Here is a 24,732-nt window from a genome sequence, read left to right as displayed (position 1 = left end):
GATGACCCACGACGACAGCGCCAAGACCGCGAAGAAGCGGACGGAGCGCACGTGTGCCGGGTGCGGAAAGCACGCCGAGCCGCACGAGCTCGTCCGCGTCGTCCTCGATCCGTCCTCGGGCGAGCTCGCGGTCGACATGGCGGGCTCCGCCTTCGGGCGCGGCGCGCACGTGCACGGCGCGCCCGACTGCCTCAAGCGCGCGCTGAAGAGCGGTTTGTCCCGCGCGTTCAAGCAGGAAGTCAAAGGCGACGCGGCCGTCCTCGGCGCCGCGATCGTCGAGGCGGCGGATCGCCGGATCGAAGGCCTCCTCTCCGGCGCCAAGCGCGCGGGGCAGCTCGCGATCGGCGCCGACGCGGTCTCCGAGGTCGAGGCGCCGGCGCTGATCGTCGTCGCACGGGACGCCGCGGCGGCGGCGAAGCTTTCGGTCGTGGAGCGCGCGGTCGCCGCGGGCAACGCGATCGCGTTTGCAGAAAAGTCACGAATTGGAGCCCTGCTTGGGGGGCGAGACGGGAATAGGGAGGTCGCGATTCTTGCGATTCTCCACGCAGGAGTTGGCGCTGCGGTCGGTGGGACGTACCGGCTGTCGGCGCCGTTCCGCAAGGTAGAGGAAGCATGGTCGTCGTCGGAGGTTCGATGAGCAAGGTTCGGGTCTACGAAGTCGCGAAACAGCTCAATCTCGACCCGAAGCAGGTCGTGACGCTGTTCCAGTCGATTGGCGTGACGGATGTCCGAAACCACATGAGCTCCGTGGACGTCGACGCCGTCGACCGTCTGAAGCGGAACCTCGAGAAACAGAAGACGCACGACGTCGTGACCGAGCGCATCAACCGCGGTCCCGGCGCCGTCATCAAACGGCGCGCCGTCGCGAAGCCCGCCGCGGAGTCGTCGCCAACGTCCGCCGCGCCGCCGATCAGCGTCCCGTCGACGCCCGCGCTCGACGACGTCGCCTCGCGCCGCGACATCTCGCAGATCGCGATCGAAGCGCCGCCCTCGAAGGCCACCGACGTCGCCGCGAAGAGCGCGCCCTCGTTCGAGAACGGCGGGCTCGAGGCGCGCGAAGAAGCCCCGCGCCGCAAGGTCGAGGACAAGAAGAGCGACGTCGCGCTCCCGGTCCCGCCCGCGAGCGTGCCCAGCGTGAAGGAGGTCGCGCCGCCCGCGTCCGCGCCGGCCGTCGAGCCGCCGCCGCCGTCCGCGGTCAAGGTCCCGACCCCGCCGCCGTCGATCAAGGAGCCGCCGCCGCCGAGCGTGAAGGCCGTCGCCGCGCCGGAGCCGGCGCCGTCCGCGCCCGCGGTCGAGCCGCCGCCGCCTCCGCCGGTCGTCGCGCCGGTCGAGCCGCCGCCGGTCGTCGCCGCGCCGCCGCCTCCTCCTCCCGCGCCCGAGCCCCCGCCGCCGCCTCCGCGCGTCGTGCCCTCGGACGCCCCCGCCCCGCGCGGTCCGTCCGCGGCGCCGAAGACCGGCGTCGAGTACTGGGCCGGTCGTCCCGGCGTTCCGATGCCGACCCCGGTCGGCGCGCAGCGCACGGGCATCGGCGGCGGCGCCGCCGGCGTCGGCGCGCGTCGCGTGCAGTTCGATCCCCGCGCCGGCGCGGCGGGTCGTCCCGGCGGCATGCGTCCGGGCCAGCAGCGTCCGGGCATGATGGGCCGTGGCGGCCCCGGTGGCCGTGGCCGCCCGGGCATGATGAACGTCCGCAAGGGCCCGGTGAACGTCTCCACGAAGGAGATGTCCGCGCACAAGAAGGTCATTCGCATCGAGGAGAACATCACCCTCGCCGCGATGGCCGCGCAGATGAGCCTCAAGGCGACGGAGCTCCTGATGAAGCTCCTCGGCATGGGCATGACCGGCATCCACATCAACACGACGCTGGACGCCGACACGGCGAAGATCCTCGCGAGCGAGTTCGGCTGGGAGGTCGAGGACGTCGCGACGACGGAAGAGGAAGACATCGAGGCCGCGCGTGGCGAGGCCGCCGACGTCGATCCCGAGCTCGTGCTCCGGCCGCCGGTCGTCACGGTGATGGGTCACGTCGACCACGGCAAGACGAGCCTCCTCGACAAGATCCGCAAGGCCGACGTCGCGAAGGGCGAGGCCGGCGGCATCACGCAGCACATCGGCGCGTACAAGGTGACGACCGCCGCCGGCACGATCGTGTTCCTCGACACGCCGGGCCACGAGGCGTTCACCGCGATGCGCGCGCGCGGCGCGAGCGCGACGGACATCGTCGTCCTCGTCGTCGCGGCGGACGACGGTGTCATGCCGCAGACGAAGGAGGCGATCGCGCACGCGAAGGCGGCGAAGGTCCCGATCATCGTCGCGGTGAACAAGATCGACAAGGCGGGCGCCGATCCCGATCGCGTGAAGCGCGAGCTCGTCGAGCAGGGCCTCCAGCCCGAAGAGTGGGGCGGCGACACGATCTTCACCCAGGTCTCCGCCCTCACCGGCGAAGGCATCCCGCAGCTCCTCGAGATGCTCGCGCTCCAGGCGGAGGTCCTCGACCTCAAGGCGAACCCGAAGAAGCCGGCGAGCGGCGTCGTCATCGAGGCGCTCCTCGATCGCGGCCGCGGCCCGGTCGCGCGCATCCTCGTGCAAGAGGGCACGCTCAAGGTCGGCGACTTCGTCCTCGCGGGTCCGGGCTTCGGCAAGGTCCGCGCGATGACGAACGAGCACGGCAAGCAGGTCCACGAGGCTCCGCCGGCGACGCCGGTCGAGATCCTCGGCCTCTCCGACGTCCCCGCCGCGGGCGATCCGCTCCACGCGGTGAAGGACCCGAAGAAGGCGCTCGAGATCGCGGAGAGCCGCAAGGCGAAGCAGGACAAGAGCAAGCAGGGCTCCGACAAGGGCCTCTCGCTCCAGTCGCTCATGGAGCGCCTCCAGGCGGGCGATCAGCAGGAGCTGCGCGTCATCGTGAAGACGGACGTGCACGGCTCGAGCGAGGCGCTCACGAACGCGTTCAACAAGCTCACGACCGATCGGGTGAAGCTCCACATCGTCCACTCGGGCGTCGGCGCGATCACCGAGGGCGACGTGAACCTCGCCATCGCGGCGAAGGCGATCCTCATCGGCTTCAACGTGCGCCCCGCCGGCAAGGCGGCGGCGCTCGCGGAGGAGAACAAGGTCGAGATCCGCCTCTACTCGATCATCTACGACGCGGTCGACGACGTGAAGGCGGCGATGGAAGGCCTCCTCCCCACGACGAAGGTGGAGAAGCTCTCCGGCAAGGCCGAGGTCCGCGCCATCTTCAAGATCCGCGGCATCGTCGTCGCGGGCTGTTACGTGACGCAGGGCAAGGTCCGCCGCTCCAACCACGTCCGCGTGACCCGCGACGGCGCGGTGATCTGGGAAGGCAAGATCGACGCGCTCAAGCACCTCAAGGAAGACGTCAAGGAGATCCCGGAGGGGATGGAGTGCGGCATCAGCCTCGACGGCTTCAACGACGTCAAGAACGGCGACTTCATCGAGTCGTTCGAGATCGAAGAGATCAAGCAGAAGCTCTGAGCGGCTTCACTTCCGGAGCCGGACGAGGACGTCGTCGTACCAGACGTCGACCGTGCCCGCCGTCCTGCTCGTCTCCCAGATCCCCATCACGACCTCGAAGGTGGTGTCCGCCACGGCTCCGATCTGATGCTCGCCGGTCCCGAGCGTCTGGTCGTCCACCACGATCGAGACGGAGAACCTCGCTACAGCGTTCGTTCGAGCACGACGTGCGCCGTGTGCCACGTGCCGCGTCCGCCGCGGATCCATGGCTGGACGTGCCCGTTGTCCGAGGCCGTGTCGATGTCGGCGTCGCCGCGCCGCGCCATGGTATGGCCCGCCCAGAAGCCGACGCCGAACGGGCTGCGGAAGGTGTTGATGCTCGTGAAGCGGAAGAGCGATCCGCTGCGCGCGAACTCCAGCTCGACCGTCGCAGGGTAGAACTTGTACTCGAGCGAGATGCGCTGGGCGTCCCCGAAGTCCGTGGATGGGAGCCGCGCTCGCAGGGCGACGTCGTGCGAGCTGGCGCCGTTGTCGTAGGAGATGCGGAGCGCGTGCGACGTTCCGCTCGGCGGGATCCCGACCGTCAGCGCGCCGTTCGCTCCGCTTTCGTTGACGACGGCCCACGGGGCGCGTTCGGGTTGGTCGCGATCGTCGAAGTCGTCGCAGAGGACGACGTCGTCGCCGTGAAGGGTCTCGGCGTTCGTGCAGAAGTCGGAGCCGGTCGCGCCCATGCCGTCGGGGCCTGCGGCGCCGTCCAGCCGCGGCTGGAGCGCACTTCCACCGTCGGGTGTCTCCTCGAGCTCCGCGCCTTGCGGCTCCTCCGCCTCGAAGGGGGTGCACGCGAGGAACGCGCCGAGCAAGGTCGCGAGCACACGACGCATTCGTCTCGAGTAGACCACACTTTCCGCTATGGTGCGGCGCATGGCGTCGACGAGGCGGCCGGCGAAGCACGCCGCGAAGAACGAAGCGAGCAGGCCCGTGCGCGTGGCGGCGCAGCTTCGGCAGGAGATCGCGCGGCTCGTGGGGCGCGACCTCGCGGACCCGCGGCTCGAGGGGCTCATCGTGTCGAACGCGTGGATCAGCTCGGACCTGCAGCTCGCGCGCGTGTTCTTCCGCCTCGCGACGACCGACGAAGGCGCGGCGCTCGAGGCGCGCAAGAAGGACGCCGAGCGCGCGCTCGCGCGGGCGTCGGGGCGCTTGCGCAAGGCGGTGACGGCGCGGCTCGGGCTACGCGTCGCCCCCGAGCTTCGGTTCGTCTACGACGAGGGGCAGGACGCACAAACGCGCATCGAAGAGCTGCTCGAAGAAGTGAAGCGCGAGCGTGCGACATGACGGCCGTGCTTGCGCCCCACGGCATGGTGCGTTAGATCACCGCTGCTCACGAACTTCTCTCGCGAAATGCCAGCGCGGTCGAGAAAGGCGTGGCGAGGCCCGCTTTTCGGTGCCTCGCGTTACGCGGTCGACGCCATTGTGGCCGCGAGAAAAACGTTCGAGTGAATTTGACCAGTATCGATCGGCCCGTGCCGAATGCACGTGCCGCAGCTCCGACGCCCAAGGTCGCGGAGCAGAATCCATCCGTCCATCCGTTTGCGGCCCTCGGCCTCCACAAGGACCTCGTCCGTGCGGTCGCGGCCGAAGGCTACTCCACGCCCACGCCGATCCAGGGCAAGTCCATCGGCCCCGTCCTCGCGGGCCGTGACCTCCTCGGCTGCGCCCAGACCGGCACCGGCAAGACCGCGGCCTTCGTCCTCCCCATCCTCCATCGCCTCGGCAAGACGCCCCGCACCGGCAAGATCCGCTGCCTCGTGGTCGCCCCGACGCGCGAGCTCGCCGCGCAGATCGACGAGCGCATCGGCGCCTACGGCCGCCACACCGGCGTGCGTCACATCTGCATCTACGGCGGTGTCGGGCAGAAGCCGCAAGAGAAGGCGCTCGAGCGCGTGCCCGACATCCTCGTCGCCACGCCCGGCCGCCTCCTCGATCTCATGAGCCAGGGCTTCGTGAAGCTCGACGGCATCCAGGTCCTCGTCCTCGACGAAGCGGACCGCATGCTCGACATGGGCTTCATCCACGACGTCCGCAAGATCGTCGCGGCGGTGCCGCCCGTCCGCCAGACGCTGCTCTTCTCCGCCACCATCCCCGGCGAGATCGCGAACCTCATCGCGAGCGTGCTGAAGGATCCGGTGCGCGTCGACATCGCGCCCGAGGTCACCACCGCCGAGCGCGTCGAGCAGTGCGTCCACTTCGTCGCCTCGAAGAGCGACAAACGCCACCTCCTCGAGAAGCTCCTCCGCGACGAGAACGCGCTTCGCACGATCGTGTTCACGCGCACGAAGCACGGCGCGAACCGCCTCGCCGAGCAGCTCACGAAGAGCGGCATCGTCGCGGCCGCGATCCACGGGAACAAGTCGCAGGGCGCCCGCGAGCGCGCGCTCGAGGGCTTCAAGGGCGGGACCGTGGCGGTGCTCGTCGCGACCGATCTCGCGGCGCGCGGCATCGACGTCGACGGCATCACGCATGTGTTCAACTTCGACCTCCCCAACGTCCCGGAGAGCTACGTCCACCGTATCGGCCGCACCGGCCGCGCCGGGGCGAGCGGCCGCGCGATCGCGTTTTGCGATCCCGAGGAACGCCCGCTGCTCCGCGACATCGAAAAATTCGTGAAGCGCTCCATCCCCGTCGCGGGTGGCGTCGCTCTCGCTCCCGCTCCCACGCCGGCGATGGTGACGTCACCGGCGGATCCGCGGCCGTCCCCGCCCCGCCGCTCGCGCGGTCGTCGCGGTCCTCGACGGCACTGACTTGAAGCCTTAAGAAAGGAGAGCACCTCATGGGTAACCCGAGCATGAACAAGCGCCTCAAGGAGCGTCAGCGCCAGGAGAAGCAGCGCGAGAAGGCGGCCAAGAGGCAAGAGCGCAACGCGATCAAGGGCGACCGTCCCGACGTGCCGCCGGGCGTCGACCCCGACATCGCTCACATCGTCCCTGGCCCGCAGCCGGTCGAAGAGGACCCGCTCGCCGTCGTCCCGTAACGACGAGCCCAGGCGAGGGGGGAGGACGCGACGCCCGTGCACCGAGCACGGCCGTCGCGTTTCGTCATTTCGGCTTCGACGCGACGTAGATCCTGCATTCATCGGGCGTCAGCCACGCGACCGCGTCGTTCGCGGTGGAGCTGAGCTCCGGCACGATGCGGACGTCGCCGAGCTTCACCGCGAGGCTCGAGCGCGTCGCGACATAGACGTCGCTGGTCGCGCTCCCTCCGTCCGGGGCTTGGTTCGCGTACTTGCGTCGCGACGTGAAGTACATCGTGCGCTCGTCGTCGGTGACGACGGCCGACTCCTCGGACGAGTCGCTGCGCGCGAGCTCGTGCGTCGCCGAACGGGCTCGCGTGATCGATGCGCCGCGCGACGTGGAGCTTCAGCGTGGCGTTCACGAAGTAGAGCGTGAGCTCGTCCCCCGACAGCGCCACGCCGCCGTACACGACGCCGATCCCTGCCAGCGCTTCGGGCGTGCCGAACGGCCGCTCGATGCGTCCCGAAATTCGAGCGCGCGGGTGCGGGCTCAGCGGAGCTTCGTGACGTACCAGGCGCCGCGCCAGGCTGTCATCTCGGCGATGTCGAGCGTGCGCTCCTTGCCCTCGAGCGTGAACTTGATCTTCGAGTGACGTACGCGCCAGAGCGGCTTCTTGAAGTTCTTCTTCGAGGGCTGGAGCTGCACGATCGAGTGGCCGATCTCGAAGCCGACGTACTTCGCGTGCTCGATCCCCTTGATGCGGTTGTGGATGCGCTCGACCGAGCGCCGGTAGTTGCCCGAGATGCCGCGGTCCCACGCCTTCTGCGGGTCGGACGACTCCTTCATCAGGACGTAGCCGTCGCGCGGGAAGAGGGCGTCGTTCGCGAGATCGGGGTTGTTCTGCGAGATCGCCTCGAGGAGGTGCTTCATGCGCTGCTGGAGGTCGTCGTCGTCGACGGCGGGCATCGCCGAGTCGTCGGGGCCGGCGTCGTTGCGCCCGGCGTCACCGGCGTCGACGAGGCTCGCGAGGAACGCGGACGCGTCGGGCGCGCCCTCCTCCTTCCGCGAGCAGCCGCTGCAGCCGGCGAGCAACGTCGCGGCGACGAGGGCGGCGACGCCTGGGCCCCATCGCGGGCGCATGCTCAGGCGAGGTTCGGGAGCTGCACGATGTCGACGTGCAGCACCTCTTCGAAGGCGCGGATCTCGGCGAAGCACGCCTCGCTCGGCCGCGAGATGACGCGCAGCTTCGCGCACGAGGCGCCGCCGCCTTCGAAGACGGTGTTCGTCACCTCCTCGACGTTGATCCCGTGCCGCTTGATGACGGCGAGCACGTTCGCGAACGTGCCGACCTTGTCGAGCATGCGGATGACCATCTGGAAGCGCGCGTTCGAGAGGTTGAGGACGTTCTGCACGTTCGGCACCGTGCCCTCGGTGAGGAACGAGCGGATGACGCGCACCGTCTCGGTCGCGATCGCGAGCTGCGCCTGATCGGTCGACGCGGCGATGTGGGGCGTCGCGTAGAGGAAGCCGCCCGTCGCCGACGGCGTGGTCAGGTTGAAGAGGTCGGGCGCGACCTCCTTCTTGCCGCGCGGCTCGTTCGGGATGACGTCGATCGCGACGCGGAGGCCACGGCTCTTGATCGCGTCCTGCATCGCCTCGTAGTCGACGAGGTCGGGGCGCGCGCAGTTGATGAACATCGCGCGCTTCGGCATCGCGTCGAAGACCTTCTTGTTCACGCACTGCCGCGTGCGCTCGTTCAGCGCGAGGTGGAGGGTGAGGATGTCCGACTTCGCGGCGAGCTCCTCGAGCGACGCCGCGTACCCGATGCCGAGCTCGGCCGCGCGGGCGGGGGTGAGGCTCTTGCTCCAGCCGATCGGGTGGAGCCCGAACGTCTTCGCGCGCGCGGCGACGTCGCGCCCGATCGCGCCGAGGCCGGCGATGCCGATCGTCTTGCCGAGGAGCCCCTCCGCCTTGCCGTACTCGAGGCGCTCCCACTTGCCCGCGCGGAGCGAGAGGACGGCGTCGGGGATGCGCCGGTCGAGCGCGACCGCGAACCCGAACACGAGCTCGGCGACGGCGGAGGAGTTCTTGCCGGGGCAGTTGGCGACGTAGATGCCGCGCTCGCTCGCCGCCTTCACGTCGATCGTCGACGTCTCGGCGCCGGCGCGGACGATGAGGTTGAGCTGCCGCGCGCTCTCGATCGCCTTCCGCGTCACCTCTTTCGACCGAACGACGAGGATCCCCACGCCGGGGATCTTGGACTCGAGCGTCTCCTTCGTGACCTCGGGCTCGTAGAGGACGTCGACCGGGAGGGTTCGCAGCTCTTCGACCGCGCGAGGATGGAGCTTGTCGGCAACGAGGACACGCATGGGACGTGGCGCGCAGCCTAGCCGAAATTCCCAAGCGCGACGAGCACCTCAACCCGCAAGCCTCACCTTGCCTCGACGGGTCGCGAGCACGACCGCGTCGCCGTCTCCGCCCTCCGCCGGCGAGAGGAAGTCCTCGAGCTGCGTCTGCGCGAAGCGCGTCATCTTCGCGTCGAACGGCCCCGCCTTCGCCTTGTCGGCGTGAGGATGCTGCACCGTGAGGTAGAGGTCGCCGCGCGGACCGGTCCGCACGGTGACCGGGTCGAGGGGCTCTTCGGTTCCATCCGAGAGCACGAGCACGGCGTCGCCGTCGACCTTCTTGATCGAGCGCACGAAGAAGGGGACGTCGTCGACGGTGAAGTAGGTCCAGTCGTAGCCGTTGGTGAGGATCCAGCGCCCGTCGTCGGGGTGCCGCCCGATCCACGTGTGCAGCGCCTGCTGGAGCTTGGCGTGCTCGACGTACGCGCCGTGGTCGTAGAACTTCCCCTCGCCGTCGAGCCGGATCCGACTCTCGCGCGATCGCCCCTCGGGGGCGGGGAACCGGAAGAACTCGGGATGCTCGCCGGGCTTCATCCTCCAAGCATAGGCCGCCGCCGCGCTCAGCGCTCTGCGACGAGGACGGCCACGTCGTCCTCACCGCGCGTGAGCGCGACGAGCGCGTCCGCGACGGCGCCGAATTTCTCCGCCCGCACCACGCGCTCGATCGCCTCGCTCCGCGTGTGGCGAAAGAGCCCGTCGCTCGCGACGACGAGGCGTCCGTCGAGCTCGCGCCGGACGGAGGCGCTGGGTCGCGCGCGGCCGGTGCCGAGCCGGGCTCGCGATGCGCCCGCCGTCAGGCGCTCGCTCGCGTCCGCGCGCACGAGCCACGCTTCGCTGTCGCCGGCCGCGGCATGCACGAGCAGGCCCGTCATCAAGACGACGACGACCGCCGTCGTCTCGCCGACGCCGACGAGCGCGCGGTCGACGTCGGCGAAGAGCCGGCTCCACGCCGCCGGGGCGGCGAGGTCGAAGTCGGCGTCGAGGACCGCCTCGCGCACGCGATCGACGAGGTGGTCGGCCGCTCTGGCCCCGTCGCCGACCCCGCCCGCGCCGTCGGCGACGACGAGCACCGCCGTCTCCCCGCGCGCGAAGACGTCCGCGCGATCCTGCGACGCCCGCGCACCGGCGGCGGAGACGGCCCGCACCACGAAGAACGACATCCCTCCGCGAACACCCGGAGCCGCCCCTCCGTTCCCGTGATGAGGGCGTCAGGGTCGTGGCGGTCTCGCGCTCGACCGGCTTCCCGGCTTCTTAGGCGCGGGCGCGACCCGGCGGCGGCCATTGACGCTCGGTCGGCGGGGTACGCCAGTCCATCCCGAACTCGTGGCGCTTCTCGCATACGTAGCGATCGCTCTCGTGGCCCTCGAAGACGCGCGTCGCCTTGGTCCACACGCCCTCGTCGCAGAGGCAGATCATGCAAGGGACCTCCGCCGCCAGCTCGCCTCCAGCCATGGATCGATCGTACCTCGCCGCGCGGCCCACCTCCGACTTCACGATGTGCCGCGCGTCTCACTGCGACCAGACGATCAACAAGTGCGTCGCCTTCAAGAAGGACGGCGAGACCTGCGACGAGGACGACCCTGGATGCCTCCCGTTCCACAAATGCCTCGACGGCACGTGCGCGCCGAACGATCCGTCGCTCTGCAAGTAGCGCTGCAAGTAGTGCTGACCACGACGCGCCCGGAAGCTCGCTCGACGCTAACTCCGCGAAATCCCGTGAGCCTTGACGCCCCGAGGGGTCGCCTCTAAGGAGGTTTCAAATCTTTTTGAAACTTTGGAAAGGTCGGGCGACGGGGCATGTATGACGGGCTGAACGCGTTCCTTGCGCGCCTCGAGAAGGAGGGGGAGCTCGTGCGTGTTCGGCGCGAGGTCGATCCGTACCTCGAGCTCGCCGAGATCGCCGACCGGACGATGAAGGCCGGCGGGCCCGCGCTGCTGTTCGAGCGGCCGCGGCTCGCGGACGGGTCCCTCTCCAAGTTCCCCCTCCTCATCAACGCGTTCGGGTCGCGGCGGCGGATGTCGCTCGCGCTCGGCGTCTCCGACCTCGAAGAGCACGCGCGCGCGATCGCCGAGCTCGTCCACACGAAGGCGCCCGGCAGCGCGAAGGAGCTCGCCGAGATGGCGCGGAAGCTCCCCGCGCTCGCGACCGCAGTGCCGCGCAAGGTCTCGAGCGCGAAGTGCCAGGAGGTCGTCCTCGAGGGCGACGCCGTGAACCTCGACGCGTTCCCGGTGATGACCACGTGGCCCCGCGACGGCGGCCCGTTCTTCACGCTGCCCAACGTCATCACGCGCGACCCCGACACCGGGATCCGCAACATCGGCATGTACCGGATGCAGCGCATCGATCGGAAGACGACCGCGATGCACTGGCAGATCCACAAGACCGGCGCGCGGCACTTCCGCCGCGCGAAGGAGCTCGGCAAGCGGCTCGAGGTCGCGGTCGCGTTCGGCGGCGATCCCGCCCTCACGTACGCCGCGACCGCGCCGCTGCCCGACGGCATCGACGAGTGGATGTTCGCCGGCTTCCTCCGTGGCAAGTCGGTCGAGCACGTGCGCTGCAAGACGGTGGACCTCGAGGTCCCCGCCGACGCCGACTTCGTCCTCGAAGGTTACGTCGACCCGAGCGAGCCGCTCTTCGACGAAGGTCCCTTCGGCGATCACACCGGCTACTACACGCCGGTCGAGGGCTTCCCGCGCTTCCACGTCACGTGCGTCACGCATCGCGAGGACGCGGTGTACCCCGCCACGCTCGTGGGGCCGCCGCCGATGGAAGACGCGTGGCTCGGCAAGGCGACCGAGCGCCTCTTCCTCCCGCTCCTCAAGATGATGTTCCCCGAGGTCGTGGACATGAACCTCCCCGTCGAAGGGGCGTTCCACAACCTCTGCATCGTCTCGATCAAGAAGCAGTTCCCCTTCCACGCCGCCCGCGTCGCGCACGGGCTGTGGGGCGCGGGGCAGATGTCCTTCACCAAGGTCATCTGCGTCGTCGACGAGGACGTCGACGTCCAGAACACGGCCGAGGTCGCGTGGCGCCTCCTCGCGAACCTCGATCCGAAGCGCGACATCTCGATGGTCGACGGCCCCGTCGATCACCTCGATCACGGCGCGTCGCAGCAGTTCTGGGGCGGCAAGATGGCGATCGACGGCACCAAGAAATGGCCGGAGGAGGGCTACCAACGCGAGTGGCCCGACGTCTGCGTTTCGGACGAGGCCACGCGTCGCCGCGTCGACGAGATCTGGAGCGAGCTCGGCATCGACCTGAACCCGAGGTCCGTGAACGGACGCGTGGAGCCCGAGCTCGCGAAGCGCGGCGCCGCGCCGGCCGCGCACGCCACCGGCAACCGCGAGATGTTCGACCGCATCGCGCCGTCGTACGACCGCATGAACCGCCTCATGACGCTCGGCATCGACAAGGGCTGGCGCAAGAAGGCCATCGACGCCATCCGCCCCGTCGTCGAGCGGGCCGCCTCGCGAAGCGCTCCGTCTTCGGAGCGCGTCATGGGGAGCGCCGGCCCACGCATCCTCGACCTCTGCGCGGGCACGCTCGACCTCGCGGCGCTGCTCGAAGAGGCGTTCCCCGAGGCAGAGGTCGTCGCGTGCGACGCCTCGGAGAAGATGCTCCAGCTCGGCGCGAGCAAGGTCCGCCGCGCGAGGCCCGTCGTCGGCGACGCGCTCGCGCTCCCGTTCGACGACGCCTCCTTCGACGCCGTCATCTGCGGGTTCGGGATGCGGAACCTCGCCGACCTGCGCCGCGGCGTCGGCGAGGCGCGCCGCGTCCTGCCGCCAGGCGGCGTGTTCGTGACGCTGGAGCTGTTCCAGCCGCGCGGCGCCACCTCGCGCCTCCTCCACGGCGCCGGTCTCCGCTACGCGCTGCCGATGCTCGGCGCCGCGATCGCGAACGATCGCGAGGCGTACGCGTACCTCGCCGAGAGCATGGAGGGCTTCGTCACGCGCGAAGCCTACGAGCAGCTCCTCGCCGCGGAGGGCTTCACCGCGGTCACGAGCATCGACCTCACCCTCGGCATGGCCGCGATCGTCTGCGCCGAGGCGAAGCCCGCGCCGCGACCCGTCGCGAACGGAGCGCGCGCATGAACAAACGCAAGATCGTCGTCGGCATCACCGGCGCGAGCGGGGCGCCGTACGCGAAGCGCCTCCTCGCGCAGCTCTCCGGGCGCGCTGACGTCGAGCTCGGGATCTGCCTCTCCCAGACCGCGCCCGAGGTCTGGGCGCTCGAGTGCGGCGGCGACATCCGCGAAGCCCTCGCCGGCCAGCCCATCTGGGGCACGCGCGACTACAAGGCCCCGTTCGCGAGCGGGAGCGCGGGCTGGGACGCGATGGCGATCGTCCCCTGCTCGATGGGCACCTGCGCCCGCATCGCGCACGGCATCAGCGACACGCTGCTCACGCGCGCGGCGGACGTGATGATCAAGGAGCGCCGCACCCTCGTCGTCGTCCCGCGCGAGACGCCGCTCTCGGTCATCCACCTCGAGAACCTCACCACGCTCGCGCGCGCGGGCGCGGTCATCTTGCCCGCGATGCCTTCCTTTTACGCCCGACCCGAAGGTCGCGCAGGTGTCGAGCCGCTGCTCGACACCGTCGTCGGCCGCGTGCTCGACCAGCTCGGCGTCGAGCACGACCTGCTCCAACGATGGGGAACGAAATGACGAGCTTCGTCGAGCGCGCGATCGAGCGCGCAGGTCTTGGTGGGGTCCTTCCGGCGCGCCGCCGCGGCGACCTCGACGCGGTGCGCGCCGAGGTCGCGAGCGCCGGCGTCGACCTCCTCGTCCTCGGCGCGCTCGCCGACGCGATCCGCGCCGACGAATGCGGCGACGTCGTGCGCGTCCACCCCGTCGCGGCGGCGGACGTGCTCTGGATCGCGCGCGAAGGGAAGAGCGAGCTCGATCTCCTCCGCGCCGTCGCGGTGGCGCGCATCACGAGCCCGCGCGGCCAGCGCATCGGCCTCGACTGGGGCACCTCCGGCCTCGAGGTCCCGCAGGTCGCGCTCGGCTTCGGCGCGACGGACCTCACCGGACCCATCACGAAGAAGAGCGGCGACCTCATCGACGAGAGCGAGCTCAAGAAGGTGAAGGGGCAGGGGATGGTCGCGAAGACCGCGCTCCGGCGCCTCGAGATCGCCGCCCTCCTCCACAACGCGGGCCGCGTCTGCCAGTTCACCGACGAGACCGCCCCCACCGCCGCGCCGAAGCGGATCGAAGAGGCCGCGCATGTCTGAGCTCATTCTCGAATCCATCCGCCAGAAGCTCGCCGCGGGGGAGCGCCTCACCGAGGACGACGGCCTCGCGCTCTTCCACCACCCCGACCTCCTCGCGGTAGGTCAGCTCGCGAACGAGGTGCGCGAGAAGCGCCACGGCGACCGCACGTACTTCAACCGCAACATGCGGATCGAGGTCACGAACGTGTGCGTCGCGTCGTGCCTCTTCTGCTCCTTCGCGAAGCTCGAGGAGCACATGCCGGGCGCGCACACGATGACGCTCGAGGAGGCGTGGAAGGAGCTCGAGGATCGAAAGGACAATCCGCCGACCGAGGTCCACGTCGTCAACGGCCTCCACCCCGGCCTCCCGTTCTCGTACTACGAGGACCTCCTCCGCGGCTTCAAGCGCATCGATCCGAAGATCCACCTCAAGTGCTTCACCGGCGTCGAGATCCATTTCTTCGCGCAGCACTACGGGATGAGCGTGCGCGAGGTGCTCGAGCGCCTCATCGCGGCGGGGCTCGACTCGCTCCCCGGTGGTGGGGCGGAGATCTTCGACGAGGACGTGCGAAAGCGCATCTCCCACGACAAGGCGACGGCGGCCGAGTACCTCGAGGTGCATCGCGTCGCGCACGCGCTCGGGCTCCGCACGAACATGACGATGCTCTACGGGCACATCGAGACGTTCGCGCATCGCGTCGACCACATCCTCCGCGTGCGCGCGCTGCAGGACGAGACGAAGGGCCTCCAGGCCTTCATCCCGCTCGCGTTCCATCCCGACGGCAACGGCATGAAGAACCTCCCCGCCCCGACCGCGGTCGACGATCTCCGCACCCTCGCGGTGAGCCGCCTCCTCCTCGACAACGTCGACCACATCAAGGCCTACTGGGTCAGCCTCACGCCCGACGTCGCGCAGATCGCGCTCCGCTTCGGCGCCGACGACATCGACGGCACGATCGTCCACGAGACGATCTACAAGGCGGCCGGCACGCGCTCGCCGGGCGCGCTCGGCTACGACGAGCTCGTGCGCCTCATCCGCGAGGCGGGCCGCATCCCGATCGAGCGCGACACGCTCTACAACGTCGTGAAGGAGCACCCGAAGGCGAAGGCGCCGGAGGCCTCGATGAAGGTCCGCGATCGCAAGCGCGCGCTGGAGGTGCTGTCGTGATCCGCGCCTACGGCGTCGACTTCCTGAACGCGCGCCCGCTCTGGGAGTCGCTCCGCGATCCGGAGCTCCACGACCGCCTCGCGCTGAGCCTCGCGGTGCCGAGCGAGCTCGCGCGCGCGGTCGCGGAGAACGAGGCCGACGTGGGCCTCCTCCCCGTCGCCGCCGCCGCGACGATCGGCGACCTCCGTCTCCTCCGCAACATGGCGATCGGCGCGCGCGGCAAGGTCCGCAGCGTCGCGATCGTCGCGGATCGCCCGATCCACGAGCTCGATCGCATCGCGCTCGATCTCTCGTCGCGCACGAGCGTCGTCCTCGCGCGCCTCCTCCTCGCGCGCCGCAAGCTGTCGCCGAAGCTGTTCGGCGCGACGCCCGACGACGCGATCGCGCAGATCGGCGGCACCACCGGCGCGCTCGTCATCGGCGATCCCGCGCTCTCGCTCGAGACGAAGTACGCGCATCGCCTCGATCTCGCGGAGGACTGGCTCGAGTGGACGGGCCTCCCGTTCGTGTTCGCGGCGTGGTTCGCGCGCGAGGGCGCCGTCTCGCGCGAGCAGGAGGACCTCTTCCGCGTCGCGAAGCAGAAGGGCCTCGCGCGCACCGACGCGATCGCGGCCGAGCACGCCGCGCGCTCCGGAATCGACGTCGACTCGCTCCGCGCGTACCTCACCGAGACGATCCGCTACGACCTCGGCGACGAGGAGATGCTCGGCCTCGAGCGCTTCTGGTCCGAGGCGGCGAAGGCGGGACTCCTCCCGAAGATCACGCCGGCGTTCGACGCGCCGCGCACGCGGCCCTCGCTCGACACGCTGCTCTCGCGCGCCGCCGACGGCGAGCGCCTCTCCGCGGCCGAGGGCGTGCGGCTCCTCAAGGAAGGCTCGATGTTCGAGCTCGGCCTCGCCGCCGACGAGGTCCGGAAGCGCAAGCACCCGCACGACGTCGTCACGTACATCGTCGATCGCAACGTCAACTACACGAACGTCTGCACCACGTCGTGCCGCTTCTGCGCGTTCTATCGCCCGGTGGGGCACCCCGAGGGCTACGTGCTCTCGCGCGAGGTGCTCGGCCAAAAGCTACAGGAGGTCGTGGATGCCGGCGGCGTCCAGATCCTCCTCCAGGGTGGCTTGAACCCCGAGCTCCGCATCGAGTGGTACGAGGACCTCTTCCGCTGGATGAAGAAGGAGTACGGCCTCGGCCTGCACGCGCTGTCGCCGGAGGAGATCATCCACCTCTCGCAGCTCGAGGGGATCTCCACCCGCACGGTGCTGGAGCGGCTTCATGCGGCGGGCCTCGACTCCGTCCCCGGCGGCGGCGCGGAGATCCTGGTCGATCGCGTGCGCCGCAAGATCGCGAAGGCGAAGTGCACGAGCTCGGAGTGGCTCGGCGTCATGCGCGTCGCGCACCACATGGGCCTCCGCTCGAGCGCGACGATGATGTACGGCACGGTCGACACGACCGAGGACCGCGTCCAGCACCTCGTCAAGATCCGCGACCTGCAAGACGAGACCGGCGGCTTCACCGCGTTCTTCTGCTGGGACTTCCAGCACGAGAGCGGCACGCACATCGCCCCGGGCGACAACGGCACGCACCTTTATCTCCGCACGCAGGCCGTCGCGCGATTGATGCTCGACAACGTCGCGCACGTCGGCGCGTCGTGGGTCACGCAGGGCCCCGCGGTGGGCCAGGTCGCGCTCCGCTTCGGCGCGGACGATTTCGGAAGCGTGATGTTCGAGGAAAACGTGGTCTCCAGCGCGGGGACGACGTTCCGCATCGGCGCGGAGGCGATCGAGGGGCGGATCCACGAGGCCGGCTTCAAGGCGACGCGGCGGAACGTCCGCTACGACTGGCTGACGGAGCCGGCGTGAGCTTCGTCGTCCACGCGGACCACGTGCTGCGTGGGGACGCTCCTCCGCTCGCGGACGGGGCCGTCGTGGTCGACGCGCGCGGCGTCGTGGTCGACGTCGGCCCGGCCGCGGAGCTCCTCCCGCGCCATCGCGGCCTCGCGACGACGCGCATCCGCGGCGTCGTGTTTCCGGGCCTCGTGAACGCGCACACGCACGTCGAGCTCTCGAACCTGCGCGGCAAGATCGCGGGGGGACGCGGCTTCGTGCAGTGGGTCGACACCCTCGTCGCGACGCGCACGGAGTCGACGCCGGAGGACGAGGCGGAGGCGGTCGAGCTCGCGGCGGCGGACCTCGCGCGCTTCGCGACGGTGGCCGTCGGCGAGGTGACGAACTCGCTCGCCGCCGTCGCCGCGCTCGCGCGCACGGGGCTCGCGGGCTGCGTGTTCCACGAGGTGCTCGGCCTCGATCGCGCGGTCGTGATGCGCCGGATCGAGGGTCTCCGCGCGGAGCTCGAGGAGCGCCTGCCGTCGTGGCCGACGAGCGATCTCACCTACGCGCCGTCGCCGCACACGCTCTACACGTTGCACGAGGACGCGGCGAAGACGCTCCTCGACGCCGCGCGCGCGCGTGGCCTCCGCGTCAGCGTGCACCTCGCGGAGCACCCGAGCGAGCGCCGCGCGGTGGAGCAGGGCGACGGCCCGATCCCCGACTGGTTCGTCGCGCGGTTCAAGGCGTCGCCGGCCTTCGCGCGGGTCCCGCTCTTCGATCTCGCGGCGCGGGTCGGCGCGCTGCGCGAGGGCGTCGTCCTCGTGCACCTCACGGAGGCGCGCCCGGAGGAGCTCGCGCGCGTCGCGGCCTCGGGCGCGTCGGTCGTCTTCTGTCCGCGCTCGAACCTCTACATCGAGGGCAAGCTCCCGCCCCTCCTCGCCGCGCGCGCCGCCGGCCTCGAGGTCGCGCTCGGCACGGACTCGCTCGCGTCGAACGCATCCCTCGACGTCCTCGCCGAGGCGAAGGCCCTCGCCGACCGCTTCCCGAGCGTCCCCGCGACCGACCTCGTCGCGATGGCGACCTGGAACGGCGCCCGCGCCCTCGGCCGCCCCGACCTCGGCCGCATCGCGCGCCACGCGAACCCAGGCCTCTACGCCGTCGACGGCGACGTCCCGTCCGACCCCGCAACGTGGCTCCTCTCGAACCTCACAAAGCCACGCCGCTGCCTCGCCCCCCGCACCGGCGCCCGCGCAACGCATCCCGTCACACCGCTCGCCGCGGAGGCGAGCACATGAAGGGGCGGAGCGTGGGGGAGCGGGTGGCTGGTTACTCCCTTCCCTGCCGAGCGGAGCGAGGCTTTGGGAAGGGCCGCCCGCCCGCAGGCGCGAAGCGCCGAGGACGGACGGGGGATGGGCACCTGATCAATGAACCTTCGCTCGTTGGTGGCGGTCTCGCATGGGAGGAGTGATGCTCGCGCGTCTTCGTCGTTGGAGTGAGCTCGTCGCGTTTTCGCATACGATCTTCGCGCTGCCGTTCGCGGCGTCGGCGGTGGTGCTCGCGCTGGCGCAGCCGCACGAGGCGCTGACCGCGGCGCGCGTGCTCGCGATGCTCGGGTGCATGGTCACCGCGCGCACGAGCGCGATGGCGTTCAATCGGTTCGCCGATCGTGACGTCGACGCGAAGAACCCGCGCACCAAGACGCGGCCGGTGCCGTCGGGCAAGGTGTCGCCGCGCGAGGCGCTGCTGCTCACGGTGGTGAGCGGGGCCCTGTTCTGCCTCCTCGCCGCGACGCTCGGCTTCTGGCCGATGGTCCTCGCGCCGCCGGTGCTCCTCGTGCTGCTCGGGTACTCGCTCGCGAAGCGGTTCACGTGGGCCGCGCACGCGTGGCTCGGCCTCGCGCTCGCGCTCGCGCCCGGCGGCGCGTGGCTCGCCACCGGCGCCGCGCCGAACCTCGGCATCGTCCTGCTCATGGTCGCGGTCATCACGTGGCTCTTCGGGTTCGACGTGCTGTACGCGCTGCAGGACGAGGCCTTCGACCGCGCGGAGGGGCTCCGCTCCGTGCCCGCGCGCTTCGGCGCGAAGAACGCGATGCGCATGGCCGCGGTCGCGCACGTGGTCACGGTGGCGTGCCTCGCGGGGGTCGCGTACCGCCTCGAGCGCGGGCCCATCTTCCTCGGCGGGGTCGCGCTCGTCGCGGCGATCCTGGTGGTGGAGCATCGCCTCGTGCGCGGCAAGGACGGCAACGCGGACCTCACGAAGATCCCGAAGGCGTTCTTCGACTGCAACGCGTACGTCAGCATGGGCTTCTTCGCCGCGACGCTCGCCGACGCGCTCGTGTTCCGGCGTTAGCGCTTCGTTCGGCGGCGGATCGCGCCGCTGAGGTCGACATCTCCGGCTTCGAGCCCAACGTGTTCGGCTTCGCAGTCGACTTCAACAACCAGCAAGGCATGCTCTTCGTCCGCTGAGGCGCTATGTGTTCCGCAGCGTGAGGTAGGCGGTCGCGGCGAGGATGGCGAGGAACGCGACGACGAAGAAGCCCCAGCTGCGTTTCGGGGGCGGGGCGAGCGACTCGACGGGAGCGAGCCGTCGCGTCGAAGGGCTCTCGGGGAGATCGTCGATGACGCTCACGTCGAGGCCGAACGCGGCGAGGATCGGCTTCGCTCGCTCGACGACCTCGAGCTGGTACGTGGCCTCCGTGAACGGCGGCGGCTTCTTGAACCGATCCTCGAAGAGGCGCGAGACGACGTCGAAGGAGCGCAGCTCCGCGCGCTTGTCGCCGGCGTGGATGATCCCGAGGACGATCGAGAGACCCTCCGGCGTGCGGAGCGTGACGTGCTGCATCCCGAGGCGGCCGCCGTCGGTGCTCCCCTCCGGCGCCGTCATGTCGATCGTGCAGTCTCCGAGCTTCCTCTTCACGAAGGCCGCGCGAAACGTGACCGCGATCGTGTTCGCGTGCTCGGCGAACTGCGTGAGGACCTTGGTCATCGTGGCACCCAACGTATCACCGGCGCGCGAGCGGGTATCATCGGCGCGGTGACGGACTTCACGGTGCGGTCGATGGAGCAGCGCGATCTCGGGGCGGTCGGGACGCTCGCGGGGAGGCTCGTGCGGATGCACTACGAGTGGGACCGCCTCCGGTTCCTCACGCCGGTCGATCCGGAGGAGGGATACCGGCGGTGGTTCGCGACGCAGCTCGACGTCGAGGAGACGATGCTCCTCGTCGCGGAGGACGCCGAGGGCGTCTGCGGCTACGTCTATGCGCGCCTCGAGCCGCGGAGCTACAACGACCTCCTCGACGCGTGCGCGTGGCTGCACGACATCCTCGTCGACGAGCGCGCGCGCCGTCGCGGCATCGGCGAGGCGCTCGTGAAGGAGACGTTCGCGCGCGCGAAGGCGAAGGGCGCGCCGCGCGTCGTGCTCCTCACCGCGGTCCAGAACGCAGGCGCGCAGCGGCTCTTCGCGCGCTGCGGCTTCCGCAACACGATGCTCGAGATGACGGCCGAGCTCGCGTAGCGCGGAGACGGCTCACGGCGTCGAGCGGAGCGGTCCGCGCGTGGCGCAGGGCGTGTCGAGGCTCGGCGAGACGACGCCGGAGACCTCCGCCGGCGTGCGGCTGTTGATGCGGACGCGCCCCGCGCCGCCGCCGCCGCCGCCCCGCGCGGTGCCCTCGGTGCGATGAAGGCCCGCGGCGCCGTCGACGCCGGCGCCCCCCGAGCCCTCGCCGCCGGCGCTGTCGGTGCCGGCCGAGCCGCCGGGCGCCGGTCGATCGCTCGGCCCGCCCGCGGCGCCGTCGTGGTTGGTGGTCCCGCCGCCGCCGCCGCCGCCGCCGTTCGCCGCGACGATGCCTGCGATCGAGACCGCGGGCGCCTCGAGCAAGACCGCCCCGCCGCTCCCGCCGCCCGAGTAGTAATACCCGCCGTCGCCGCCGACGTTGAGCCTCCCGCCCGCGCCGACGGTGACGCTTCGACCCGCGGTGAGCTGGATCGCGCCGCCGCCGGCGCAGTAGCCGTTCGACTCCGCCGCGCCCGCGGAGCCGATGAGCAGCGGCACGAGCTCCGGCGTGCCGTACGGGCTCCCGCCCGGCGCGCCGGTGCCGCCGAACAGACCGCCGGCGCCGCCCCGCCCGCAGAAGCCACCGCCCCCGCCGCCCCCGCCGGACAGGTACTCGCCGCCGCCTTGTCCTCCGCCCTTGCTCTTTGCGATCGAGGCCGCGCCGCTGCCGACGGCGGAGAAGGTCCCCTGGACGTCGATGACGTCGAGCGCGACGATCACGATCGGCAAGGAGCCCCGCACCTCGAGCGTGGCGGCGGGTTGCACGCGGAAGCGGCACATGGAGAAGACGGCGACGTCACCGGCCGGCGTGGTGACACGCTGAAACGCGTAGGACTCACCCCGCACGAAGCAAAGGTCGCCCGACTCCCCGTTGATCGGGCAGGACTGATCGACGAGGACGTCGCCGTCGTCCGCTCCCTCCGGGAACGTGAGCGTCCCGACGTCGACGTTCGACGCGGCGAAGTCGAAGCCGAGGCCACCGCACCCGCGCGCCGTCGGGACGACGCCGCCTCCGTCGCGCCCGCCCGCGCCGCCGCCGCCGCCGAGCGTGTCCTCGTCGCAGCCGGCGCCTTCGCAGCGCGCGCTGTCGACGCGCGCGTCGACGCACGCGCCCTTCACGCACGTCTGCTCCGGCCCGCACGCGACGCCGGCGCACGCGGCGCGCATCGCGATCGGCAAGGTGAGCGGCGTGCGCTCGACGAAGCGCAGCGCGCGCCGCGCGACGATGCAGCCTTGGCCGTAGTCGGGCGCCTTGCACTCGTCGACGTTGCGCTTCACGCCCGACACGACGCGGACCGCGAACTCCTCGCTCGCGTCGCCGCTCGGCGTCACGACGAGCGATCCGACCGTCCCATCGGCGGCGCACGTCGTCACCGTCGTGAGCGGCGCGCGCTCCTCGATCTCGTTCAGGCGCCCGACCGTGATCGACGTGCCCTGGAGGTCGCTGCACGCGACGTCGGTCGAGATCACGAGCGACACGTACGTCGGCTCGCGGCACGCGGTGTGGGTCGCGAGCGCGGCCGCGAGCGAGGCGACCATGAGCGCGAGCGTCTTCGAAGTCATCGCCATCGAATCACCTCTCAGAAGCTGATGAGCGGCGCCGACGTCTGGCCCGGAGGGATGCTCCCGCTCGGCGTCCCCTTCTCGGTGACGAGCGCGACGACGACGATCCCGGCGACGACGACCACCGCGCCCGCCGCGGTCCAGAACCACCATTTTTCGAAGATGGGCGCGCTCTTGTCGAGCGGCACGTAGAGCTCCTTCGTCTGCCCCGCGTCGACGACGCTCGACGCGGTCACCGAGCGGAAGCCCTCGCGCGAGAGCGTCACGCTGTGGGGGCCGGCGAGCAGCACGAGCTCGGCGGGCGTCTGCCCGGAGGGCTTGCCGTCGATCGCCACCGCCGCGCCGCTCGTGTTGCTCTTCACGACGAGGATGCCGCCCTCCTTGCGCGAGACGAGCTTCGCCTCGACGACGGTGGTCGCGCCGGCGGCGAGGTCGACGTCCTTCGTGAAGGGCAGGTACCCGTCGCTCGTGATCTCGACGCGCGCGCGGCCCGCGTTGACGCGGAACGTCCCCGTCCCCGCGACGTCGCCCACGACGCGCGTGTCGACGACGACGCGCGCCGACGGGACCGACGCGCGGACGTCGAGCACCGCCACCTTCGCCCGGAGCTGCGCGAGCAGCTCGTCGAGCCGCGGGACACGCGCGCGCAGCGCCGGCGACGCCTCGGCCTGGAACCGCTCGATCCGCTCGAGCGCCTCCGGGAAGCGCGTCATGGACTGGTACGCGCGCCCCTGGTTGTAGAGGAGCGCGGGGTCCTTCGACGCCTCGTACGCCTCTTCGTAGGCCTTCGCCGCCTCGTCGAACTCGCGCGCGTCGAACGCGGCGTCGCCCTTCAGCTTCAGCTCCTGCGCGATGTCGTTCGGCGACGGCTCCTCGACCTTCGGGGGCGCGGCCGGCTTCTTCGGCGGCGCCTTCTGCGCGCGAGCTTCGGGCGCGCCGAAGACGATCGCGAGCGTCGCGAGGACCGCCAGCGCACGGCGCGTCGAGGTCCGCTCAGAGGCGATCGGGGTTGGTCGTTGGAGCAAGAGGGGCGGGGGAAGGGGCATGGGCGGATCGAGAAGGAGAGGAGGGCGCCGGCGGCTTGGGCCGAGGCGAACGGTCGCTCGACGAAGCAGAAGCAAGAGGAGCGGCGGAGTCGATCGGGGCGAGGCGCGGCGGCGCCGGCTCCGGCTCCGGCGCGGCGGCGGAAGGTGGCGGCGACGCGCGCTCGTCCTCGACCGCCGAGCTCGACGGCGACGCCGCGCTCGCGTGCGTCCGGCGAACGAGCACGACGCCGACCGCGAGCGATCCGGCGACCACGAGCGTCGCCCCGATCGCCGCCGCGACGAGCGGCCATCGCGTCTTCGGCGGCGCGACGTACGGCGAGACCGACACGATCTCGGTCTCGGCGAAGCCCGGGCTCGAGATCGGCGGAGCGGGCGGCGGGAGCTTCAGCGTCGACCCGAGCACCTGCCGCGTCGTCGGAGCGAGCTGCGCGAGCTGCGCCGGCGGCGGGAGCGACTCGAGCGCCTCGACGACGGGCGCGGACCTCCGCGCGAACGGCGCGATGGCGCTCGCGAGCGCCTCCACCGAGGGGAAGCGGCGCGCCGGATCCTTCTCCAGCGCGCGCATCACCGCGTCGCGCACGGCGGGCGGTACGTCGGGCCGACGGATCGGCGTGCACGCGTCGGGCCCGAGGATCTTCGCGATCACCTCCGCCGACGAGCCTTCGAACGGCATCCGCCCCTCGAGCGCGCGGTACGCGACCACGCCGAGCGCCCACACGTCTGCGCGCGCGTCCACCGTCCTCGAGTTGCGAAGCTGCTCGGGCGACATGTAGTGCGACGTTCCGAGGACGTCGCCGCTCTGCGTGAGCTCGCTCTCGGAGGCCATCTTGCTCACGCCGAAGTCGACCACCTTCACGAGGTTCGCCGGCTCCGACACGAGGAAGAGGTTCGCCGGCTTGAGGTCGCGGTGCACGATCCCCGCCGCGTGCGCGCGCGCGAGGCCCGCCGCCGCCTGGACCAGCCACGCCGTCAGCTCGTCGACCGCGATCGAGGGACGAGACCGGATCTCGGCCGCGAGATCGCGCCCCTCGAGGAACTCCATCACGATGTAGGGCGCGCCGCTCTCGTCCGTGTCGACGTCGTAGATCGTGACGACGAACCGGCTCTTCAGGCGCGCGGTGGCCCGCGCCTCGCGGAAGAAGCGGCTCACGCTCTCGGCGTCGGTCGAGAGCGTGTCGCGCAGCAGCTTGATCGCGACGCGCGCCCCCGTCGCGACGTTCTCCGCCTCGAGCACGACCCCCATCCCTCCGCCGCCGAGCGGCCGGAGCACGCGGTACTTTCGTCCGAGGGTCTCGCCCGCCGAGGGCGTCTGTCGTGCCCCCGCGTGCAGCACCACCTCGAGAGAGTACCTGGAAAGGGCCACCACGCGCGACTTCCGCGTGCGCGCGGCGGCGTGCGAACATGGCGCATGGCCGAGCGCGAGGACGATCCGCTCTTCGCGCCGACGGAGCCGCGTGCGCCGCGCGGGCGACGCACCG

General features: G+C 71.1%; 26 protein-coding genes. 14 read left to right on the top strand and 12 right to left on the bottom strand.

Annotated elements, in window-relative coordinates:
- Position 1: 1 nt before the first annotated feature.
- Positions 2 to 637, top strand: a complete 636-nt coding sequence (locus tag KF837_38980; GenBank protein ID MBX3233374.1) for a YlxR family protein — start codon at positions 2 to 4, stop codon at positions 635 to 637.
- On the top strand, positions 634 to 3,492 hold the full coding sequence (gene infB, locus KF837_38975) for a translation initiation factor IF-2 (GenBank protein MBX3233373.1): 2,859 nt from the start codon (positions 634 to 636) through the stop codon (positions 3,490 to 3,492). Before KF837_38980 ends, infB begins: the two co-directional genes overlap by 4 nt.
- Before the next feature lie 6 nt (positions 3,493 to 3,498).
- Here infB and KF837_38970 read toward each other — a convergent pair whose 3' ends face one another.
- Positions 3,499 to 3,651: a hypothetical protein gene (locus tag KF837_38970; protein MBX3233372.1), complete on the bottom strand. Its 153-nt coding sequence runs from the start codon at positions 3,649 to 3,651 to the stop codon at positions 3,499 to 3,501.
- A 23-nt stretch (positions 3,652 to 3,674) separates the two neighbouring features.
- Positions 3,675 to 4,352, bottom strand: a complete 678-nt coding sequence (locus tag KF837_38965; GenBank protein ID MBX3233371.1) for a hypothetical protein — start codon at positions 4,350 to 4,352, stop codon at positions 3,675 to 3,677.
- A gap of 40 nt (positions 4,353 to 4,392) precedes the next feature.
- Here KF837_38965 and rbfA point away from each other — a divergent pair, with 40 nt between their 5' ends.
- The 3 genes from rbfA (at position 4,393) to KF837_38950 (ending at position 6,499) form a co-directional block, all read left to right on the top strand.
- On the top strand, positions 4,393 to 4,803 hold the full coding sequence (rbfA, locus tag KF837_38960; GenBank protein MBX3233370.1) for a 30S ribosome-binding factor RbfA: 411 nt from the start codon (positions 4,393 to 4,395) through the stop codon (positions 4,801 to 4,803).
- 188 nt (positions 4,804 to 4,991) lie between these two features.
- Positions 4,992 to 6,269 carry a DEAD/DEAH box helicase gene (locus KF837_38955; protein MBX3233369.1) on the top strand — a complete coding sequence of 426 codons (1,278 nt, stop codon included), beginning with the start codon at positions 4,992 to 4,994 and terminating at the stop codon, positions 6,267 to 6,269.
- A gap of 44 nt (positions 6,270 to 6,313) precedes the next feature.
- Positions 6,314 to 6,499: a hypothetical protein gene (locus KF837_38950; protein MBX3233368.1), complete on the top strand. Its 186-nt coding sequence runs from the start codon at positions 6,314 to 6,316 to the stop codon at positions 6,497 to 6,499.
- A gap of 64 nt (positions 6,500 to 6,563) precedes the next feature.
- Here KF837_38950 and KF837_38945 read toward each other — a convergent pair whose 3' ends face one another.
- From KF837_38945 to KF837_38920, 6 genes are all read right to left on the bottom strand, one after another.
- Entirely contained in the window at positions 6,564 to 6,773 is a 210-nt protein-coding gene (locus tag KF837_38945) for a hypothetical protein (GenBank protein ID MBX3233367.1), read from the bottom strand.
- Between the two features lie 255 nt (positions 6,774 to 7,028).
- A complete protein-coding gene (locus KF837_38940; protein MBX3233366.1) occupies positions 7,029 to 7,619 on the bottom strand; it encodes a hypothetical protein in 591 nt (196 codons plus the stop codon).
- 2 nt (positions 7,620 to 7,621) lie between these two features.
- Positions 7,622 to 8,848, bottom strand: a complete 1,227-nt coding sequence (locus KF837_38935) for a D-3-phosphoglycerate dehydrogenase (GenBank protein MBX3233365.1) — start codon at positions 8,846 to 8,848, stop codon at positions 7,622 to 7,624.
- Between the two features lie 48 nt (positions 8,849 to 8,896).
- Positions 8,897 to 9,418 (bottom strand): hypothetical protein, encoded by a 522-nt coding sequence (locus tag KF837_38930; protein ID MBX3233364.1) that lies wholly within the window; start codon positions 9,416 to 9,418, stop codon positions 8,897 to 8,899.
- A gap of 26 nt (positions 9,419 to 9,444) precedes the next feature.
- Positions 9,445 to 10,044, bottom strand: coding sequence for a SpoIIE family protein phosphatase (locus KF837_38925; GenBank protein ID MBX3233363.1), 600 nt, complete (start codon positions 10,042 to 10,044; stop codon positions 9,445 to 9,447).
- 91 nt (positions 10,045 to 10,135) lie between these two features.
- A complete protein-coding gene (locus KF837_38920; protein MBX3233362.1) occupies positions 10,136 to 10,336 on the bottom strand; it encodes a hypothetical protein in 201 nt (66 codons plus the stop codon).
- Between KF837_38920 and KF837_38915 the strand changes: the two genes are divergently transcribed.
- The 8 genes from KF837_38915 (at position 10,335) to ubiA (ending at position 19,442) form a co-directional block, all read left to right on the top strand.
- On the top strand, positions 10,335 to 10,535 hold the full coding sequence (locus KF837_38915) for a hypothetical protein (protein ID MBX3233361.1): 201 nt from the start codon (positions 10,335 to 10,337) through the stop codon (positions 10,533 to 10,535). The genes KF837_38920 and KF837_38915 overlap by 2 nt on opposite strands.
- A gap of 146 nt (positions 10,536 to 10,681) precedes the next feature.
- Positions 10,682 to 12,976, top strand: coding sequence for a menaquinone biosynthesis decarboxylase (locus KF837_38910; GenBank protein MBX3233360.1), 2,295 nt, complete (start codon positions 10,682 to 10,684; stop codon positions 12,974 to 12,976).
- On the top strand, positions 12,973 to 13,548 hold the full coding sequence (locus KF837_38905) for a UbiX family flavin prenyltransferase (protein MBX3233359.1): 576 nt from the start codon (positions 12,973 to 12,975) through the stop codon (positions 13,546 to 13,548). Before KF837_38910 ends, KF837_38905 begins: the two co-directional genes overlap by 4 nt.
- Positions 13,545 to 14,117: a hypothetical protein gene (locus KF837_38900; GenBank protein MBX3233358.1), complete on the top strand. Its 573-nt coding sequence runs from the start codon at positions 13,545 to 13,547 to the stop codon at positions 14,115 to 14,117. The genes KF837_38905 and KF837_38900 overlap by 4 nt, the downstream gene beginning before the upstream one ends.
- Positions 14,110 to 15,264, top strand: a complete 1,155-nt coding sequence (mqnE, locus tag KF837_38895) for an aminofutalosine synthase MqnE (GenBank protein ID MBX3233357.1) — start codon at positions 14,110 to 14,112, stop codon at positions 15,262 to 15,264. Before KF837_38900 ends, mqnE begins: the two co-directional genes overlap by 8 nt.
- Positions 15,261 to 17,126: a dehypoxanthine futalosine cyclase gene (gene mqnC / locus KF837_38890; protein MBX3233356.1), complete on the top strand. Its 1,866-nt coding sequence runs from the start codon at positions 15,261 to 15,263 to the stop codon at positions 17,124 to 17,126. Before mqnE ends, mqnC begins: the two co-directional genes overlap by 4 nt.
- Positions 17,123 to 18,388 (top strand): amidohydrolase family protein, encoded by a 1,266-nt coding sequence (locus KF837_38885; protein ID MBX3233355.1) that lies wholly within the window; start codon positions 17,123 to 17,125, stop codon positions 18,386 to 18,388. Before mqnC ends, KF837_38885 begins: the two co-directional genes overlap by 4 nt.
- A 172-nt stretch (positions 18,389 to 18,560) precedes the next feature.
- Positions 18,561 to 19,442: a putative 4-hydroxybenzoate polyprenyltransferase gene (gene ubiA, locus KF837_38880; GenBank protein MBX3233354.1), complete on the top strand. Its 882-nt coding sequence runs from the start codon at positions 18,561 to 18,563 to the stop codon at positions 19,440 to 19,442.
- 120 nt (positions 19,443 to 19,562) lie between these two features.
- Here the strand turns inward: ubiA and KF837_38875 are convergent, their stop codons facing one another.
- Positions 19,563 to 20,078: a hypothetical protein gene (locus KF837_38875; GenBank protein MBX3233353.1), complete on the bottom strand. Its 516-nt coding sequence runs from the start codon at positions 20,076 to 20,078 to the stop codon at positions 19,563 to 19,565.
- Between the two features lie 48 nt (positions 20,079 to 20,126).
- On the opposite strand from KF837_38875, the gene KF837_38870 reads away from it, so the two are divergent.
- Positions 20,127 to 20,606 carry a GNAT family N-acetyltransferase gene (locus tag KF837_38870; protein ID MBX3233352.1) on the top strand — a complete coding sequence of 160 codons (480 nt, stop codon included), beginning with the start codon at positions 20,127 to 20,129 and terminating at the stop codon, positions 20,604 to 20,606.
- A 12-nt stretch (positions 20,607 to 20,618) separates the two neighbouring features.
- On the opposite strand, the gene KF837_38865 is transcribed toward KF837_38870, so the two are convergent.
- The 3 genes from KF837_38865 to KF837_38855 are packed head-to-tail and all read right to left on the bottom strand — an operon-like array spanning position 20,619 to position 24,590.
- Positions 20,619 to 22,214, bottom strand: coding sequence for a hypothetical protein (locus tag KF837_38865; protein MBX3233351.1), 1,596 nt, complete (start codon positions 22,212 to 22,214; stop codon positions 20,619 to 20,621).
- Positions 22,215 to 22,225: 11 nt separating this feature from the next.
- Positions 22,226 to 23,254, bottom strand: a complete 1,029-nt coding sequence (locus KF837_38860) for a PEGA domain-containing protein (protein ID MBX3233350.1) — start codon at positions 23,252 to 23,254, stop codon at positions 22,226 to 22,228.
- Positions 23,202 to 24,590, bottom strand: coding sequence for a serine/threonine protein kinase (locus KF837_38855; protein MBX3233349.1), 1,389 nt, complete (start codon positions 24,588 to 24,590; stop codon positions 23,202 to 23,204). Before KF837_38855 ends, KF837_38860 begins: the two co-directional genes overlap by 53 nt.
- Positions 24,591 to 24,732: the final 142 nt, after the last annotated feature.

It is taken from the genome of Labilithrix sp., from assembly GCA_019637155.1.
Lineage (GTDB): Bacteria > Myxococcota_A > Polyangia > Polyangiales > Polyangiaceae > Labilithrix.
The sequence above is the reverse complement of the archived record's forward strand: the minus strand, read 5'-3'. Positions and strand labels throughout refer to the sequence as shown.

Coding starts and splice junctions, on each gene's coding strand:
- KF837_38980 (MBX3233374.1), top strand. CDS start 2: ATGACCCACGACGACAGCGCCAAGACCGCGAAGAAGCGGACGGAGCGC.
- infB (MBX3233373.1), top strand. CDS start 634: ATGAGCAAGGTTCGGGTCTACGAAGTCGCGAAACAGCTCAATCTCGAC.
- KF837_38965 (MBX3233371.1), bottom strand. CDS start 4,352: ATGCGTCGTGTGCTCGCGACCTTGCTCGGCGCGTTCCTCGCGTGCACC.
- rbfA (MBX3233370.1), top strand. CDS start 4,393: ATGGCGTCGACGAGGCGGCCGGCGAAGCACGCCGCGAAGAACGAAGCG.
- KF837_38950 (MBX3233368.1), top strand. CDS start 6,314: ATGAACAAGCGCCTCAAGGAGCGTCAGCGCCAGGAGAAGCAGCGCGAG.
- KF837_38945 (MBX3233367.1), bottom strand. CDS start 6,773: ATGTACTTCACGTCGCGACGCAAGTACGCGAACCAAGCCCCGGACGGA.
- KF837_38940 (MBX3233366.1), bottom strand. CDS start 7,619: ATGCGCCCGCGATGGGGCCCAGGCGTCGCCGCCCTCGTCGCCGCGACG.
- KF837_38935 (MBX3233365.1), bottom strand. CDS start 8,848: ATGCGTGTCCTCGTTGCCGACAAGCTCCATCCTCGCGCGGTCGAAGAG.
- KF837_38930 (MBX3233364.1), bottom strand. CDS start 9,418: ATGAAGCCCGGCGAGCATCCCGAGTTCTTCCGGTTCCCCGCCCCCGAG.
- KF837_38925 (MBX3233363.1), bottom strand. CDS start 10,044: ATGTCGTTCTTCGTGGTGCGGGCCGTCTCCGCCGCCGGTGCGCGGGCG.
- KF837_38915 (MBX3233361.1), top strand. CDS start 10,335: ATGGATCGATCGTACCTCGCCGCGCGGCCCACCTCCGACTTCACGATG.
- KF837_38920 (MBX3233362.1), bottom strand. CDS start 10,336: ATGGCTGGAGGCGAGCTGGCGGCGGAGGTCCCTTGCATGATCTGCCTC.
- KF837_38910 (MBX3233360.1), top strand. CDS start 10,682: ATGTATGACGGGCTGAACGCGTTCCTTGCGCGCCTCGAGAAGGAGGGG.
- KF837_38905 (MBX3233359.1), top strand. CDS start 12,973: ATGAACAAACGCAAGATCGTCGTCGGCATCACCGGCGCGAGCGGGGCG.
- KF837_38900 (MBX3233358.1), top strand. CDS start 13,545: ATGACGAGCTTCGTCGAGCGCGCGATCGAGCGCGCAGGTCTTGGTGGG.
- mqnE (MBX3233357.1), top strand. CDS start 14,110: ATGTCTGAGCTCATTCTCGAATCCATCCGCCAGAAGCTCGCCGCGGGG.
- ubiA (MBX3233354.1), top strand. CDS start 18,561: ATGCTCGCGCGTCTTCGTCGTTGGAGTGAGCTCGTCGCGTTTTCGCAT.
- KF837_38875 (MBX3233353.1), bottom strand. CDS start 20,078: ATGACCAAGGTCCTCACGCAGTTCGCCGAGCACGCGAACACGATCGCG.
- KF837_38865 (MBX3233351.1), bottom strand. CDS start 22,214: ATGGCGATGACTTCGAAGACGCTCGCGCTCATGGTCGCCTCGCTCGCG.
- KF837_38860 (MBX3233350.1), bottom strand. CDS start 23,254: ATGCCCCTTCCCCCGCCCCTCTTGCTCCAACGACCAACCCCGATCGCC.